General features: G+C 54.9%; 14 protein-coding genes and 2 pseudogenes. 5 read left to right on the top strand and 11 right to left on the bottom strand.

The genetic code is table 11. From position 1 onward, the window contains the following. Window positions 1–2: 2 nt before the first annotated feature. The gene (locus G485_RS0104590) at window positions 3–791 is read right to left on the bottom strand and encodes an enoyl-CoA hydratase/isomerase family protein (RefSeq protein ID WP_027091583.1); all 789 of its coding nucleotides are present in this window, start codon (window positions 789–791) and stop codon (window positions 3–5) included. 132 nt (window positions 792–923) lie between these two features. Here G485_RS0104590 and G485_RS0104595 point away from each other — a divergent pair, with 132 nt between their 5' ends. The 3 genes from G485_RS0104595 to G485_RS28765 are packed head-to-tail and all read left to right on the top strand — an operon-like array spanning window position 924 to window position 2,334. Further along, window positions 924–1,397 (top strand): glyceraldehyde 3-phosphate dehydrogenase NAD-binding domain-containing protein, encoded by a 474-nt coding sequence (locus G485_RS0104595; RefSeq protein ID WP_027091584.1) that lies wholly within the window; start codon window positions 924–926, stop codon window positions 1,395–1,397. 38 nt (window positions 1,398–1,435) lie between these two features. Next, the gene (locus G485_RS0104600; RefSeq protein WP_027091585.1) at window positions 1,436–2,101 is read left to right on the top strand and encodes a helix-turn-helix transcriptional regulator; all 666 of its coding nucleotides are present in this window, start codon (window positions 1,436–1,438) and stop codon (window positions 2,099–2,101) included. Between the two features lie 14 nt (window positions 2,102–2,115). Further along, window positions 2,116–2,334, top strand: a complete 219-nt coding sequence (locus G485_RS28765) for a kinase/pyrophosphorylase (protein ID WP_027091586.1) — start codon at window positions 2,116–2,118, stop codon at window positions 2,332–2,334. On the opposite strand, the pseudogene G485_RS25075 reads toward G485_RS28765, so the two are convergent. The 8 genes and pseudogenes from G485_RS25075 to G485_RS0104645 all read right to left on the bottom strand — a co-directional run. Next, window positions 2,288–2,951, bottom strand: a pseudogene (locus G485_RS25075) (transposase); the annotation flags it as partial. The gene G485_RS28765 and the pseudogene G485_RS25075 sit on opposite strands and share 47 nt — an antisense overlap. Before the next feature lie 224 nt (window positions 2,952–3,175). Then, the gene (locus G485_RS0104615) at window positions 3,176–4,789 is read right to left on the bottom strand and encodes a glycoside hydrolase family 13 protein (RefSeq protein WP_027091588.1); all 1,614 of its coding nucleotides are present in this window, start codon (window positions 4,787–4,789) and stop codon (window positions 3,176–3,178) included. 16 nt (window positions 4,790–4,805) lie between these two features. Further along, window positions 4,806–6,905, bottom strand: a complete 2,100-nt coding sequence (locus tag G485_RS0104620) for an amylo-alpha-1,6-glucosidase (protein ID WP_027091589.1) — start codon at window positions 6,903–6,905, stop codon at window positions 4,806–4,808. Window positions 6,906–6,933: 28 nt separating this feature from the next. After that, window positions 6,934–7,758, bottom strand: coding sequence for a carbohydrate ABC transporter permease (locus G485_RS0104625; protein WP_051318021.1), 825 nt, complete (start codon window positions 7,756–7,758; stop codon window positions 6,934–6,936). A gap of 5 nt (window positions 7,759–7,763) precedes the next feature. After that, complete coding sequence (locus G485_RS25080) at window positions 7,764–8,651, bottom strand: carbohydrate ABC transporter permease (RefSeq protein WP_051318022.1); 888 nt, start codon at window positions 8,649–8,651, stop codon at window positions 7,764–7,766. 92 nt (window positions 8,652–8,743) lie between these two features. After that, entirely contained in the window at window positions 8,744–9,991 is a 1,248-nt protein-coding gene (locus tag G485_RS0104635; protein WP_027091591.1) for an ABC transporter substrate-binding protein, read from the bottom strand. 179 nt (window positions 9,992–10,170) lie between these two features. Further along, entirely contained in the window at window positions 10,171–11,709 is a 1,539-nt protein-coding gene (locus G485_RS0104640) for a response regulator (RefSeq protein WP_027091592.1), read from the bottom strand. 20 nt (window positions 11,710–11,729) lie between these two features. Continuing rightward, window positions 11,730–13,499, bottom strand: a complete 1,770-nt coding sequence (locus tag G485_RS0104645) for a sensor histidine kinase (protein WP_035154727.1) — start codon at window positions 13,497–13,499, stop codon at window positions 11,730–11,732. 240 nt (window positions 13,500–13,739) lie between these two features. Here G485_RS0104645 and G485_RS25085 point away from each other — a divergent pair. Further along, window positions 13,740–14,329 (top strand): annotated as a pseudogene (locus tag G485_RS25085) (IS66 family transposase); the annotation flags it as partial. Window positions 14,330–14,926: 597 nt separating this feature from the next. Here G485_RS25085 and G485_RS0104655 read toward each other — a convergent pair. Continuing rightward, complete coding sequence (locus G485_RS0104655) at window positions 14,927–15,688, bottom strand: SDR family oxidoreductase (protein ID WP_027091595.1); 762 nt, start codon at window positions 15,686–15,688, stop codon at window positions 14,927–14,929. A gap of 161 nt (window positions 15,689–15,849) precedes the next feature. Here G485_RS0104655 and G485_RS25090 point away from each other — a divergent pair, with 161 nt between their 5' ends. Then, on the top strand, window positions 15,850–16,431 hold the full coding sequence (locus G485_RS25090; protein WP_051318023.1) for a TetR/AcrR family transcriptional regulator: 582 nt from the start codon (window positions 15,850–15,852) through the stop codon (window positions 16,429–16,431). Window positions 16,432–16,861: 430 nt separating this feature from the next. On the opposite strand, the gene G485_RS0104665 is transcribed toward G485_RS25090, so the two are convergent. Further along, complete coding sequence (locus G485_RS0104665; protein ID WP_027091596.1) at window positions 16,862–17,263, bottom strand: cupin domain-containing protein; 402 nt, start codon at window positions 17,261–17,263, stop codon at window positions 16,862–16,864. Window positions 17,264–17,354 lie beyond the last annotated feature (91 nt).

Raw genomic sequence — 17,354 nt, forward strand, 5'->3', positions numbered from 1 at the left:
GCTTATTTGCCTTGGAACCGGGGCGTCCGCTTCTCGATGAACGCAGCGATCCCTTCTTGGCCGTCCTCGCTGTGAAACAAGTTGGCAAGGTAAGATCGGTCATACGCTTGGGCGGTTTCCAAGCTCGCGTCCCGTCCCTCGTCAATTAATTTCTTGAGCGCCTGCACGGCCAGCGGCGCCTGACCCGCCAGCATGCGGGCGAACGCGGCGGCGGTATCCATCAGCTTGTCCGGCTCCGTCACCTGATTGACGAACAGCAGCGACTTGCCTTCTTCCGCCGTCAGAAACCTTCCGCTCATCGTCAATTCCTTGGCGACGAACGGACCTACGATACGGGCGATCTTCTGAACGCCGCCTCCGCCGGGCACGAGTCCCAGCTTCACTTCCGGGAGCCCGAACTTCGCCTTCTCCGAAGCGATGACGATGTCGCAGGAGAGCGCCAGCTCGAAGCCTCCTCCGAGCGCATAGCCGTTCACGGCGGCAATGACCGGCTGCGGACACGTCTCGATCGCGCGGTACATTTCTCTGCCTTTCTGCTGGAAGGCGAAAAATTGCCCGATATCGAAGCTGCCGTATCCTTCGATATCCGCTCCGGCCATAAACCCTTTGCCCGTACCGGTCAAGACGACGGCCCGCACGTCCGCGCGCTCCCGGATTCGCAGAAAGCAATCCGTCAGTTCCGCCATCATGCCGTCGTTCATCGCGTTCAGCTTCTCTTCCCGGCGAATCGTCACGAAGAGCACGCCATCCTGCACTTGTCGCTCCAAGTACCTGTAAGATGACCCTGTCATTCCATCATCCCCCTTTGCTCGAAATAACGGTGCCTCTTCCTTCTGCTTCCAAGGGTTACACCCTCATCTTAAATTCGCATGTTGCCGGAATATATAACCGATCTTTAACTTCGATAACGAAACATTAATCGATTGGTCCTGCTGACCCATTTGGCGGACTGGCAGGCGCATGTCCTTGTCGGAGAAGTCGCCGACATTGAGCTTCAAGCGATCGACTCGACTTGCTCGCCTCAGGAACTGGCGCATCTTCTACAATACGGCACCGTTCATGGCGAATGGAGTACGGAGGTTCACGCTGAGGGGAACGAATTGGTGGCGAACGGCCGGCGCGTAACCGTCATTTCCGAGAGAAATCCCGAGCTGCTTCCATGGCGGGAGTACGGGATCGAACTGGCAGTGGACGCCACGGGCAAATTCAAAGAGCGTTCGGGCATGGAAAAGCATCGGCTGGCGGGAGAGGGGAAAGTACTGATTACCGCCCCGGGCCATCGGGTCGGCCTGGATTACGTCAGTTGTTCGCCGTATCGGATTCCGATGGCGCGCATTGCCGCCGCGCAAGCGGCCATTGAACACAAAAGATCGACAGCGAAGATAAAAGCGGTGTGACGCCGCGCGGGAATCGGATACAATGGATAGGTGCGAACTTGTACCGGGAGGGAACCAAGATCGAACTGTCCCCCCGCCAGTTGGAAATCGTCGGACTCGTCCAGAAGCACGCTCCGGTTACCGGAGAACAGATTGCCGAGCTGCTCGGAACCACACGGCCTGCCATCCGTTCCGATTTGATGCTGCTAGTCATGCTGGGCTACCTGGATGCCAAACCCAAAGTCGGGTACTTTCTCGGCTCTGCCGTCGTCAAGCAGCAGTCGGCAGCGGTCGAGGTGACCGGGATGAGGGTGAAGGACGTGATGGGAATTCCCGTTACGCTGCGGGAGACGGCGACCGTAAGCGACGCCGTCGTCACCCTGTTCCTGGAGAACGTGGGAAGCCTCATCGTTGCGGACGCCGCCGGAGCGCTCGTCGGCATTGTGTCCCGCAAGGATCTGCTCAAGGTGACGCTCGGCAATGCCCAGGCCGCAACCGTTCCGCTCAGCATGGTCATGACCCGATATCCCAATGTCGTGACCGTATCGCCGGTCGATACGGTGCTTGACGCCATCCGCAAGATGATCGAGCATCAAGTGGACGGACTGCCTGTCGTCCAGCCTCTGCATCCTTCGGAAGGAACCGCCAAGGTCGAAGCGATCGGACGAATTACGAAGACCACCGTAACCAGGCTGCTCCTTCAATCGACTGCGGGAGAACTTTAGGAGGCGATGGGAATTTGGACATTCAGCGAAATACGATTTTCGTATGCTCCGACTCGGTCGGAGAGACGGCCGAAGCCGTCGTCAGAGCGACCGCCCGGCAATTCGACGCGGAGCAGGTGAACATCCGGCGCTGGGCCCATATCAAATCGGAAGAGGAAATTCGTCTCCTGATGGAAGAAGCGGCCCGGAGCGGATGGAACGTACCAGGCCGCCGTGGTCATCGGAGACAATGAGGTCTACACCCCGAAGGCCGCGTGTTTTCAGCCAGCTAAAGAATTCCGTCCAGCTTTCTTCAGACTCGGTATCGCCCAGCATGAGGCCTAATACTTCGCGATGTCCGTCGGTATTGATACCAATCCCGAGCATGACGCCGCGGGATCGCACACGGCCTTCCTCCCGGACTTTCAAGTAGAGTGCATCAACCAGCACAAAAGGAAATGGGCTGTCCGACAACGGATTTCGAGAACTCTGTACCGCACAGCTCCTCGGTGACCTCAGAGACTTTTCGTGTGGAGACACCGATAACGACCATTTCCATCATGGTGAGGATGAAGGCTTGTTCGCGCTGGTAACGGGCAAACGGTTCCGTCGTAAACTTGCCGCCACGGATGCGCGGTACACTCAACGTGATGGTGCCGATGCGCGTATGTAGTGGATGGGGATAGGTGCCATTGCGATAACCTCGCCGATGTTCAGTACGTTCATAACGCTGCGCATCCAATTGTTCGGTCACCTGCGCTTGTAAGATTTGGTTCGGTACCGATTCCAGCAACTTTGCGACACCGGCATCTTGCGCATTTATAGTGCGCCACAGAAATTCGTCATCCTCCAAGAAATTGAATGCGGCCAGATAGGCGTTAAGGCAGCAGCAAAAAAATACGGCATTGCAAAACAACTTTGGCGAAATGGCGGCGCCGTTATGAGGTGTACGGATACGAAGAGTTAGAAATTCGAATCCGCCGCCAGGAATTGTAAGTGGTCAATTTATGTCTTTACACTTCAAAGTTGATTATACAGAAAAAAGGCACAGCTTCCTCAATAAACTTGAGTAACTGTACCTTCTTTGCTTTTGATTTAACAGCGGTAAATGCGGGCTTCGTACGGCTTCAGCAAGAACTCGTCCGCGGCGCCGGCTTCCTCCGGATAGTTGCGGAGCAGCGTCTCTTGCAGCCGGGACGCGGCGTCCTCCGGCAGCTCGGCGAGGACCTCCTGCTCCGAGATGTTCAGCAGGATGAGCCACCTCTCGCTTCCCAAAGCGCGATAGAAGGCATAAATTTGCGGGTGGTCTTCCAAGATTGGCTCGTAGCTGCCGTACACCATCACTTCATTTTCCTTCCGCAGCCGAATGAGCTTCTGGTAGTAATAGAAGACGGAGTCCGGATCGGAAAGCGCCTGCTCGACGTTGATTTCGCGGTAGTTCGGATTGACCTTCAGCCAGGGAACGCCTTCGGTGAAGCCGGCGTTCGCCGAATCGTTCCACTGCATCGGCGTTCTCGAGTTATCCCGCGACAGGTGGAGGAGGCTCTCGAACGTCGCCTGCGGATCGCGTCCGGCGGCCACCGCTTCCTTGTACTTGTTGATCATCGCGATGTCGTTGTAGTCGTCGATGGACTCGTAACGCACGCCGGTCATCCCGATCTCTTCGCCCTGGTACACGTAAGGCATGCCGGGCAGCGTATGGATCAGCGTCGCGAAGCATTTGGCGGACGGGACGCGGTACTCCTTGTCGTTGCCGTAACGGGTAACGACCCGGGTGTGATCGTGGTTATTTAGGAACTGCGAGTTCCATCCTTTGCCCCACATGCCGTCGTACCAGCGCTTCTGGATGTCCTTGAACTTTCCCATGTCCCAATACGCGATGTAATCGAGCACCTCGAAATGGAACAGCGTGTTCAGCTCGCCGCGGTCCTCGCCCACGTACAGAACCCCGTCCTCCGGCGTGACGAAGGGGATCTCTCCCACGGTGAAGACGTCGTAATGCTGGAGCACCTTGTCGTGCATCTCCCGGAGGTAGTCGTGAATCCCGGGATTGTTGCCCAGATAAGAGATATTGTCCGGATGCGGAGAGTCAGGGAACCCTTCCTGCTTGGCGAGCAGGTTGATCACGTCCATGCGGAAGCCGTCGATGCCCTTGTCCAGCCAGAAACGCATCATGTCGTAAATTTCTTCCCGCACTTTCGGGTTGGCCCAGTTCAGGTCGGGCTGCTCGACGGCGAACGAGTGGAAATAGTACTCCCCCGTGCGCTCGTCATACTCCCATGCCGACGGCGTGAAGTAGGAGCGCCAATTGTTCTTGTCCTTGCGCCAAATATAATAATCCCGCTTCGGATTGTCCTTGGACGAACGGGACTCGATAAACCACGGGTGCCGGTCCGACGTATGGTTGACGACCAGGTCCATGATCAGCTTCATGCCCCGGGCGTGGACTTCGCGCAGCAGCCGCTCGAAAGTATCCATCGTGCCCGCCTTCGGCATCACCGACCGGTAATCGGAGATGTCGTAGCCGTTATCCACGTCCGGAGAGCCGTAGCACGGATTGAGCCAAATGACGTCGGCGCCGAGATCGCGAATGTAGTCCAGCTTCTGAATGACGCCCTCCAGGTCGCCGTACCCGTCTCCGTCCGTATCGAGAAAGCTGCGCCAATATACCTGGTATACGACGGCCTCTTTCCACCACTTTTTGTTCATAGCAGGCTCCGTCCCCTCATTCCTTGATGCTTAGTTCGCAACCGGTCGTGTTCTCAAGGATATCGACGCGAACATTGCCGCCGGACCCCGCCTCCGTCGCCGGAGTCCGAATCAGCTTCACGCTGAGCCGTCCGCCGCCGACGGACACGCCGCGTACCGTCAACTCGCCAAAGCCGTCGGGCAAGAACGGGTGCAACGCGATGGTCCGCTCCGGGACGTTCGGAACGATGCCTAGCATCGCCTGCACAAAGACGAAAGGCACGGCAGACGCCCACGCCTGCGGCGAACAGGTCGTCGGGTACGGAACCGGGACGGCCGACTCGGCAAGCCCGTACCCGCAGAACAGCTCCGGCAAGCGTTGGTATTCGAAATGGGCGGAGGCGGCCAGCAAGCCGTTCATGATCCGTCCGGCCTCCTCCTTCATCCCGAGCTTGCCGAGCCCGAGCAAAATCATGCCGTTGTCGTGCGGCCATACGCTTCCGTTGTGGTAGCTCATCGGGTAGTAACCCGCCGCTTCCGTGCTCATGGTGCGCACGCCGTAGCCGTTGAACATGTCGGCAGACACAAGCCGTCTGGCGACGTTCTCCGCACGGTCGCGCGACGGCAGCCCGGACATCAGCAGATGCCCAGGGTTCGAGGCGACGGAGCGCACCTGCCGCTCTTCCTGATCCAATGCAATCGCGTAGAATCCCTCATCTTCCATCCAGAAGGCGGTCTCGAAGCGGACCCGCAGCGCCTCGGCCTCGCGTTCCAGCCGGTCCGCCAGCTCCGCGTCCCCAAGCTGCCGGTAGATCGGCGCGAGGCTTCGCTTCGCCTGATAGACGTACCCCTGCACTTCGGACAGCGCGATCGGAGAAGCCGCGTATTCGCCGGACTCGTGGACGATGGAGTTCGCCGAGTCTTTCCAGCCCTGGTTCGGGAAGCCCTTCTCGGCCTCCTGCCGGTAGGTCAGGAAGCCGCCTTCCGAGCCGCCGGCGTTCTCGTCCATCCACTCGAGCGCGCGCAGCACGTTAGGCTTTAGCTCCTCCGCGAGCGCAGCGTCGCCCGTCCAGAGGACGTATTCGCCTAGGAGCAGCAGGAACAGCGGCGTGGCGTCCACCGAGCCGTAATACGGGCCGAAGGGAGACTGGTTCGTGTTCACGAGCTCGCCGAAGCGGATCTCGTGCATGATCTTGCCCGGCCGTTCGTCCCGCCAGGCATCGGCTTTCTCGCCCTGGTACGCGGCCAGCGTCCGCAGCGTTCCGCGGGCTTTGCCCGCGTTCAGCGGCAGCATGAACAACGAAGTGATCAGGCTGTCGCGGCCGAACGGCACCGCGAACCATGGCAATCCCGCTACGGGAACGTCCCCGAAGCCAACGTCCGTCATCAGCATGCGCAGATCCTGCACGCCGCGGCGGTACAACTGGTCGAAAGCCGGCACGTCCGAGGCGACTTCGGCCGTCTCCTTGCGCCAGCGGTCGTAAGACTGCTCCAGCAGCGCCAGCCCTTCATCGAACGAGCGTGCTTCCGGAACCTTGCCGCCGATCACGGGCGTAATCGTGAAGCAGATCTGTTGCGACTGCTTCGGCTCCAGCGACACGGCGAAGTGGAAGCAGCCGTCCGCTCCCGCTTTGGCCGCCTCCGGCCAGTCCCAGGCTATGCGGGTCTCCCGCTCGATGCCGTCTTTGCCGCTGTAGCGGATCGACATTCCCTTGGGGCCGATGTCGCGGCCGACGATGGCTCCGACGTCGCCGGTCCGGTATTTGCGGACGATGAACATATCCTGGAAATCGGCGTTGAACGCCGCCGCAAAATCGAACCGGACGGAACGCGGAAAGTAATTCGTCAGGGAAACCCGTTCGTACAGGATGCCGCCATAGATGAACCGTTCTCGCAGCATCTCGATGGCGCCTTCGTCTTTGCTTGCCTTCATCGACCGGATCGACGCGAAATAGCTCTTACTCCCGTCCGAACCGAGCAGCGAAGGCTTCTCCCCGTCGATCCGCAGTTCCATCCGGCTGAGATACCGGGTATCCTGCGCGTACAAGCCGTGGCCGGCTTCGTCGTTGCCGGTCACGTCCCCGTGCAGATCGGTCAGGAAAAACAAATCCCCTTCTTTAATGACGCGGTAATCCATATCGGTAACTCCCCATTCCCGTTATTAGTCAGCCTTTGACGCCGGAGCTGGACACGCCCTCGATATATTGCTTCTGGAAAATGAAGAAGAACGCCAGAATCGGCAGCGTGGCGAGCACGACTCCGGCCATGATCAGCGGCGTGTTCTCGAAGAACATATCCTTGACGCTGTTGAGGCCGACGACGAGCACGTACTTGGACGGATCGCTCGTGAACGTGCTCGGGATCAAATAGCTGTTCCACGTCCCCGAGAACGCCAGAATCGACATCGTAATGAGGGACGATCTCGCGAGCGGATAGACGATCCGCCAGAACGCCCCCATTTTCGTCAGTCCGTCCAGCCTTGCCGCCTCGATGAATTCGCCGGGAATGCTGATGAAAAACTGGCGCAGCATGAAAATATACAAGCTCTGGTACAGGAACGGAATCGTCAGCCCCCACACCGAATTCAGCCAGCCGAGCTTGGCGACGTTCACGTAGACCGGGATCAGGATCATCTGATACGGCACCATCATCGTGGCCACGACGATCCAGTAAATCCACCGTTTTCCCGCGAAATCCAGCTTCGCCAGCGCAAAGCCGGCCATCGGATTAATGACCAGGTTGCCGGCGATGACGATTCCCGTCATGAGGACGGTATTCCAAAGCCACTGGGGCACATTGTAGGCTTCGTTGGTGAAGAACAGGTTGTAGTTGTCGAGCGTCCATTTCGAGGGTCCGACCCAATGATTGACATCCTGCATCGTCACCAGGGACGAATACAGCGTGTAAAGAAACGGCAGGGCAAATAAAAGCCCAAGGACGATCAGCAGCGCGTAATTGCCGGCGGTCGCCAAGCCCTTATTGGTTTTCACAGCCCTCACCCCTTGTCATCCAGCAGTTTTTTCTGCAGGAACGTAATGATCATGATAATGATGAAGAACAGGACGACCGCAGCGCTGCCGTAGCCGATGTTCATGTAGCGGATGCCGTTCTGGTAGAAATACGTGACGACCGTGCTGGTCGCCCCCGCCGGGGAACCGAGCGCGCCGTAGCGGGATATCGCGGCGATCTGGTCGTAAATCTGGAAGCCCAGGATGGTCGCGACGGACACGATAAAGAAAGTGATGGGCTTCAGGGACGGCACGGTAATGTAGCGGAATTGCGCCAGCCGCGAAGCCCCGTCGATTTGCCCCGCTTCGTACAGGTCTCTGGGCACCTCCTGCAGGCCCGACAAATACACGATCATGCTGAAGCCGACTTGCTGGAAAATGAACAGAATGACGACGAACAGCAGCGCATAATGCGTATCCGCGAACCAGGTCACGTTGCGGAAGCCGAACAGGCCGAAAAATTCGGTGACGAACGTTCCTTGCTTGAACAGCATCATGAATACCGTCGTGACGGCGATGGTCGACGTGATGTAAGGAATGAAGAAGAGCGTCCGGAACAAGCCTTTCCCCTTGATCTTCCGGTTGACGAGAATCGCCATCAGCAGCCCGAGCAGCGTCTGAACCGGTACGGCGATCACGACGATTTCAAGCGAATGCAGGACGGCCCGGTAGAAGGCTTTGTCTTGCAGGATGGTTACATAATTGTCCAGACCGATGAACTTGGCTGCGTCCAGTTGCGCGAAGTTGGCATCCTGGAAGCTGCGGACAAAAGACTGCAGGAACGGGTAGAAGAACCACCACGCCCACAGCGCCAGAAACGGCAGGCAAAACAGCCAGCCGACGACAAAGTCGGAATCCCTTGCTTTGCGGAACATTATAACCCTCCTTAAGTTTCGCGGACTGTCGCTTTCGGACAGAACAATCCCGTTCCCGTTTCATGCCGAAACGGAGAACGGGATGGCCTAGCTTACTTGAATTGTTGTTGGACCGCGTCCAGAATCTCTTGCGGCGATTTCTTCAAACCGCCGAGCAGCGTATTCTCCAGCTGCATGACGAGCTCGTCTTTGAACTTCTTCGTTTCCGCCGGGTAGGCGAAGTCGGTGGCCGTCTTGAGTTCCGGCTCGATCGACTTGAATTCGGGGTTCAGCTCGAAATATTTCGGAGACAGGGAAGCGACTGCGGTAGGCAAGCCGTTCTCCATCAGCGCCTTTTGGGTGGCGTCGTTGGTCATGTAATAAGCCGCTTGCGCCGCCGCCTTCTTATCCTTCGCGTCCTTCAGCACGACGTAGCCGTCGGCGATCATCGTGCTGCCTTCCGTTGTTCCCTTCGGAATCGGGATCGCCACGTATTTCAGGTTCGGGGCCGCATCCTTCAGGAAGCTCTTGTACCAGTAGCCGCCCGTCGTCATCGCGGCTTTGCCGTTGGCGAACACTTCGCCGTCCCAGCCGTAGCCGAGCGATTTCGGAGTGACCGCGACGCCCGCGTTATACATGTCAAAGATCGTTTGCAGCGCTTTGACGTTCTCCGGCGAGTTGATCGTTTTGCCGTAGCCCCATCCGCCGCCGTAGCTTTTCACGTAGTTGGTGATGTGGTATGGATCGATGTTGATGACGATGCCTTTGACGTCTTTGGTCGTCAATTTTTTCGCGGCGGCTTTCACTTCGTCCCAGGTGGTCGGGTACTTGCCGAGCCCCGCGTTCTTCCACATGTCTTCGTTGATCAGGAACATCCCCGGAATGACGCTGTTCGGAATGCCGTACAGCTTGCCGTCCACTTTCCAGGTGTCGACCGAGCCCGCCGTGTAGCGGTTCAGGTCGATGCCGGCGGATGCGACCAGATCGTCAAGCGGAACGAACATCCCCTTCTGGATGTATTCGTACGAGCCTTCGTTCGAGATCTTGATGAAGTCCGGCGCGACGCCTGCGGCGATTTCGCCGGGCAGCGCGTTCCAGAACTGGTCGCTGCTCGGGTATTGCTTGATCTTGAGCTCGATGTTCGGATATTGCTTCGAGATGTTGTCCGCCGCGGCCTGGTAAATTTTCAGATCCTGCGCAGTGCCCCAGAAGCCCATCGTGACGGTCGTCTTCGCGCCTGCGCTCCCGGAAGCTTGCGAGCCGCCGGCGTTGTCCTCGTTCTTGCCGCCGCATGCCGCGAGCGCGAACACCAGGCACAGGGCCAGCAAGAGCAGTGCAGAGTCTTTCATTTTTTTGACCATGTCTTGTATCCCCCTCGGATGGAGTCGTCCTCTTGCTTCTCTATCTTACGGATTTGGGGAGTGACATAAAATTAATCAAACGGCCTTTCTTTTAACGGGATAAACTTGTCTTACGCCGGGGGCCGCAGCTGCCGAAATCTGATTTAAACGAAATTGACTTTTCTTTAATGCGATTAATATTATCCAAGTTCCTTGCGGAAATCCGTCGGGGACATTCCCTCGTACTTGTTGAACACGATAGCGAAATGAACCTGGCTGTGGAACCCGACAAGCTCGGCGATTTCGTAGATTTTGTACTTGTAGTCCTTCAGCAGTTCCTTCGCCTTGCGGATGCGGACATGGTTGAGGTAGTCGAACAGGCCCCTGCCCACTTCCTGTTTGAACAGCCGGCTGATGTAGTTGGGGCTGGCATGGAATGTATCGCCGAGCAGCGCCAGCGAAATATCCTCGCGGTAATGCGTCTCGAGGTATTGCACGATGTTGCGGATGAGCGGGCTGTAGTCCTTGCTCTTGCCGGAGATCCGGGCTTTGAGCATCTCGTTGAACCGGGCGTGATAGTAGCCGGAGCATTCGGTGAAATCGTCGAGCTCGTCCGCGCCGGCCCGGCTCTCCCCGTAGTCCTCGTCATCCGCCAACATGAACAGCAGCCCTTCGTACACCTTTTTTACATCGTTTTCCGTCATGCATTCCCGGCTCCGGACGAATTCCTCCCACTCCGCCAGCGATGTGGCGAACTCCTCGTATTTCTCTTCTTTCAGGCCGGTCTTCATCGCCGCGATTAGAGCTTGGACCTTCGCCTGCATCGATTCATCGTCGAGATTCCGGCTTCGGTAATAAAACAAGGGCTCGTTGGGGTGGTAAAATTTCAACTCGAGTGCCTGCCGGGCCTGGTCCACGGCCTGACGAAGACTCGAGAAAGCGTGGCAAGGCTCGCTGATTCCGAACACCGTATCGATATTGACGTAACGCTTCAGAGAGCTGTGCACCAAATAGACGAGATCGTTCACGCGCGCGAACGCGGCTTGGACGCTCTTGGATTCGGCGTGGGAGGCGAGGATGGCGAACAGGTTGTCCTGCAGGCGAACGTATTCCGTCTCCGGCTCTTTGGACAGCAGCTCGCCGAGCAGGTTCAGGATCGTGCCCTGCAGAAAAGCGGCGCTTTCGCCCGAGTAGCGTTTGAGCGTATGGGCATATTTTTTGACAGAAAAGACGACCGCGTACAGGTTGTTCTCCGTGAGACGAGTGCTTGAAGCGTTCTCCGTGCGGCCTCCGATCAAGTCGCGAAGAATCGTTTCCCGGTTCAGGGCGGCTGTGCCGGAGGCTCCAGTGTCTGCCGTCCGCCCTTCTTCGATTTGGTTTTTTATCTTCCGCAGCACGTCGACGATTTCCAGCACGTCCATGCTCGGCTTGTGGAAATAATCCGCCGCGCCGAGCTTCATCGCTTTTTTCACGTGGACGAAATCGTCGAAGCTGCTCAAGATGACGACTTTCGCTGTCATGCCTCTCTGCCGCATCTCCGTCAGCACGTCGATTCCGTCTTTTTGGGGCATTTTAATGTCGAGCAGCAGCACGTCCGGCTTCAGCTGCTCCAGCAGCCGCAGCGTCTCCTCGCCGTCCGCCGCTTCCCCGACGATCTCCATGCCGGCTTGCTTCCAGTCATAAGAGGACTTGATGCCGATTCGCACCAGCGGTTCGTCGTCCGCGATCAAAATTTTCATCGTTGTTCACCTGATTCCTGTTAATCGATAATGGGTACCACGATGGTCGCCGTCGTGCCGGCTCCCGGCTCGCTGCGGAGAGTAAGGTCGTAGCCAGGCCCGAAATGCAAGGCGATCCGCCGCCGAATATTGCTGATGCCGATCGCGTTCAGCTGCTCCGGGGCTTTGCCTGGGCGTGCGGCGGCCTCCTGTTCGCTCGTCATGCCCCGTCCGTTGTCGGCGACCGACATCACGATGTTGCCGTTCTCCCGAAGAATTCGAATGGTCAGCTTCCCTTTATAAGCGATCTTGTCGAATCCGTGGAAAATGGCGTTCTCTACGAGCGGTTGAAGCAGAAATTTCAGGATGCGGCATTCCTGCACGTCCGGATCGATCTCGTATTCGACCTCGAATTTATTGAGGTAACGAAAGCTCAAAATTTTCGTGTAGTTGCGGATGAACTCGACCTCTTCCCGGACGGTGACGAACTCGCTCTTCGTAATCGCCGTGAAGCGGATCACCGCGGAGAAAGCGGTCAGCGCCTCTTCGATGCCCGACGCCCCCTGGATTTTGGCCATCCATTTAATGGCGTTTAACGTGTTGTACATAAAATGGGGCTTGATCTGGGATTGCAGCGCGAGAATTTCCATCTGCCTTTTCTCCCGCTCCTCCTCGTAAATGCCGCGGATGAGCCGGCGGATTTCTTGCAGCATGCGATCGATGGCGGCGCCGATTCTGCCGACTTCGCCGGGACCGGGTTCGATCGTCACATCGAGATCCCCCTCGGTCACCCGCTGCATCTTGCGCTCCAGTTCGCGCAGCGGCCGGGTAATCCCCGTCGCGATGTACACCGAAGCGGCAATCGACAGCGCGAGCAGCACGATCAAGGAGATCGCGATCGTTCTCGCAATCGTATATACGAAGCCGAACAATTCCCGCTTCGGGATGACGGTCACCGTCGTCCACCCCGTCAGCTTGGAGGAGGAGGAGATGAAATAATGCCCGCGGTCTTGCTGCGGACCCAGAAGATCCGCAGCAGGCTTGCCGATCTCGCTGCCGTCTTGGCTGTAGATCAGGTTGCCGTCCTGGTCCACCAAGTAAAAACGGGTATGATCCGTAAAATGGATGTCGCTCCACAGCGATTTTAATTTGGCGACTTGAATGTTGAACAGGATGAAGCCCAGGTCCTCCTTCGTGAACGGATCCACAATAGCCCGGCCGATGGAGACGACGGGAACCGGGCGGAACGACAACAGCTTCTCGTCGTGGATGCCGACAGGGACGTAGAGCCCCTTCTTCCGCATGATGCTCCGAACGAACGGCTCCTTATAAAATTCATTCTCCAAATAAGAACGATTCATGTAGTCCAGATTGCTTCGGCCCAGAATCATATGGTTCTTCAAATGATAGATCACCGTCGAGTCGATCAGATCCGAATACAGCATGATGCTGTCGCGGATAATGCCGTTCACCTCGTCAAAGTCTTTCTCCCGCTCGTAAAGCGGATAAAGGACGGACGCGTAATCCTTCTTCATCATCTGAAGCAGCGAAGGGTTCTGCAGCGGGTACATGGACAAGCGAAGCAGCGGGTTCACGGCCGTATCGATGTTGCGGATGATTTGCCGGTTGTTCTCCACGGCCGCGTCCAGCAGCATGCCGCGGTTCGATTCCACGTACAGCCACGACAACGCGCCGCCGACCCCCGCAAGCGGGAGCAAAATGAAACAGGCAAAAGTCAGGATCAACTTTTGCCTGAGACCTTTATGAATCCACCATCGTTTCCATCGTTTTTGCAGTTTCCAGCTCTTCATGGCTGCCCTCCGCCTTCTGTTAATCGGCAGCGATCCGGTGTCACCGTGCCTCTCACGTCCTGAACATATGCTACCCAATCCCGCGCCTTTTGTAAAATCGGGACGGATCCTATGTTCATTGGCGGACTCCGAGTGGGCCATGAAAATCCGGCAGGTAAGCGTCAAACCCTGCACACCTTCAACGCCCTAGACATTCATGAGAAAATGAAGGTACCCCAATTAAGGAGGTTGCCTCATGACCACCAAAGAGCAACGTCTGTCCAGCTCCCATCGCTGTTGCCTGCCTCGCAAAACAAAACCGAGACAGCGGCTCAGCAAGGTTTGCACTTCTGCAACCAGCTTTTTGCGATTGAGCGGGAGTTGAAGGACGCCACGCCGGAAGAACGGTATACCATCCGAATGGAGCGAAGCCGTCCCGTTTTGGATGTTTATTGGTATGGCTGCGTGAGCAGCGATCCCGCACTTTGCCCAAGAGTCTGCTTGGAGAAGCCATCGCCTACAGCTTGAACCAGTGGGACAAGTTGACTGCATTTCTAAAGGACGGGCGGCTGGAGATTGATAACAATCGCAGCGAGCGCGCCATCAAGCCGTTTGTCATCGGACGGAAGAATTGGTTGTTCGCCAACACGCCTCGCGGCGCGAAGGCCAGCGCGATCAATTACAGCGTGATCGAAACGGCGAAAGAGAACCAGCTAAACCCGTTCAAATACCTGACGTATTTGTTCGAGCAGCTCCCGCAACTTCCCGATCCGAAAGATCCAGAAGCGCTGGACAGGCTGCTGCCGTGGTCGCCATCGCTGCCGCTAACTTGCCGCGTATTTAAATCTTAATCCAGCGTTTGTGCCAATCTGAAAATGATGCAGATACGGCAATATGTTTTCCGTAATGGTTAGGGAAAGTGCTCCGCCACCAGCGACAAAAAGCGTAAGCGCGATCCACCTGACTGCTTCATATTTGGGATTGGTAATGACCAAAATGGCGGCCAACGTCCATAAAACGACAAAAACAACACCATCATCTTTCCCCCCCTTTCAATTTAGTCTGCCGGCTGAACAGCCGCGGCGCTTCCGCTTGCTATTTGGAAGCCAACACCAGTAAGCACCTGGCATATCCCATATGGCTACCTTATGTTCAGCAAAATAGACTTAATTGTTTCTCTTTTAACGAGGAAGGAGCAATAAGGTTAATCGACAAGATTTCTTCACGATCTTTATCGCTTTCTGGCCTTTACTACTTTGGTTTCTCATTTCCAATGTTTTAACCGTTCGTCGTATATTGGGTGAGCAATATCCCGAAAGCAGTACAGGTCGCTTAATGGCAATAGGTTCCATTAAACGACCTGTTTTTTATGTTGGGCTAGGGTTAAGGGCGGTATACCTTTCAGTTACAATAAATCAAACATTTTATCGAGTTACGAGTTTTAATTGTTATTCAATCGAGTCTTTCATTGCGTTGTACATCTTTTCTGCGTACTCGTCAATTTCATCTCGCGACATGCGCAGGCGGCTTACGGAAGTGCCGTATCCAATTTCCGTTTTACCTTCTTCCAATCCCTTGAAAATGCCGTCTGCGAAGGCGTCCAATGGTTCTCCAATCGTGTGCAACCCTGTTCCGCCCAAATCTGTATTCACTGCAGGCGGAGCTACTTCAATCACTTCTATAGATGTAGCTGAAAGCTGGTGCCTAAGGCTCATGGTAAAAGAATGAAGCGCCGCTTTTGTGGCTGAATATATCGGGGCAATCGCAAGCGGTGTAAACGCTAACCCAGACGTCACGTTAATAATAGCCGCCTCTCCTTTTGCAGCAAAGAATGGTGCGAACAGCATGGAAAGATGGAAAGGCGCTTCAATATTTGTTGTAATTTCTTGACCGAAGTATCTCCAATTGTCTTTCGCCTCTGCTTTTAACACATTGAAACGCTGTTGAATCCCTGCATTGTTGATTAATACATTCACCTGAGGATAATTCGCGGTTACCCAATCAAATAATGCTGCACGTTCGGATTCAACCGTCAAATCGCATACTCGTGTAATGATGCCTGGGAATTTTTCTTTGGCTTGTTGAAGTACGTTTTCACGCCGTCCGCAAATAATTACTTGATTCCCGCCTTTTATAAAGCGTTCCGCAAAAGCTAGCCCGATTCCGGAACCTCCGCCGGTAATGAGTATTGTGTTTCCCGAAAGCTTCATATACCTTCCGCTCCTTAACCGTTTTATACTTCTTTCATTAGGATGCCAGTCTTTCTAACCATCTGGTTAGTTAAAATATACATCTAACTAACCGGTTTGTCAAGCAGATGATCCGTATGATATATTAAAATACAAAAAGCATGAACAAGGAGGGACTTCCTTTGAAAAACGCTGAAGCAACAAAAGAGCGGATTTTAGAGGCAGCTTTGGAGGAGTTCTCTTCCTATGGCATTGCAGGCGCGCGTGTTGATCGCATTGCCAAGAATGCCGGATGCAATAAGAATATGATCTATATTTACTTTGAGAATAAAGAGACGCTCTTTACAACTGTTCTCCTGAATAACCTGACACGAGTCTATGAAGAAATATACTTCACCCCTGAAGATCTTCCCGGTTATGCGGCAAGGGTTTTCGATTTTGCTATTTCACATCCCGAATTATTTAGATTAATGGCATGGTACGGGTTGGAACAGAGGGTCGTTAACTTAACCGAGCGTGCCTCCGTCCAACAAAAGAAAATAAAACAGCTAATGAATGCGCAAAGCGCCGGGCAGGTAGGAACGACCTTCACCCCTGGTTTTCTTTTGACTGCTATCATGGCCTTAGCTACTGCCTGGACGCCGACAAATCCTTTTGGTCCGTCGTACGACCCTAATGCATTGAAAACGCCAAACGAGACAAGGGAAGCAATCGCCAAGGCCGTTAGCTTGCTTGCCAAGGGCGAAGAAGGCATTTCAAATTAAGGAAATAATCATTTACGGTTGACCGAATCTAATTTTGGAAGGGTAAGCATGGAATGCCTCCTCTTTTCGAGGCATTCTGTTTGAACTTCAAATTTCAATACTAGCTTCTCCTTTATGATGTAGTTAAACAGTGGAGACTATACAATCCCTACAAAGGATGGCGCTACCGACATAATCGGTGGCCTGTTTCACTAACGGGCAGACGAGTTCATTGGAAAATTCTGAATTTAACGAACTTTACATGATATCATTAGAATACATAATAAACGTAAGCGTCAAAAGCTTCGTAGAAAGCGGTAAATTCACTTAAAATCGTGGATTTATCGCGCCTTATTTCCTTTTAACTACGTCTTCGATGGAATAAATGATTCCTGGTTTAAAAGAAGCTTCAATTATAAACGGCAGCCTGATGGCTGCCGTTTATATGTTTTTAATACTTAAGTTTGTTATATTCTTCATCCGATACGGGTTCTAACCAATCCGTTGGCCCTGGTGTAAGAGCTAAGTGTACAAACCAACTGTCTTTTGTGGCTCCATGCCAATGTTTTACGTTGGCTGGGATATTGATCACATCTCCTGTCTTGAGCAACCGAGCTGCCTTTCCTTCCTCTTGGTACCATCCCTCGCCGCCGGTTACTAACAACACTTGTCCTACATGATGTGAGTGCCAGTTATTGCGGGCTCCCGGAGCAAAGGTTACATTCCCGATTGCGGTATTGAGCGGTGTTGGATCGGCAAGCACCATTTGCAAGTACGCGTCACCGATAAAGTTTTGTTCTACTTTTTGACCCAACGGGAAGATCGTGCTGTTGCTTAAGTGTTCGTTTTTCATATTTAGGGCTTGCTGAACGAACAAAAAATCCTTATTCCACAAGGGATTTGAGCTACTTTTGTCGAATTTATCTGCAAGGAAAACATAGAAA

The organism is Cohnella thermotolerans DSM 17683 (genome assembly GCF_000429825.1).
GTDB lineage: Bacteria > Bacillota > Bacilli > Paenibacillales > Paenibacillaceae > Cohnella > Cohnella thermotolerans.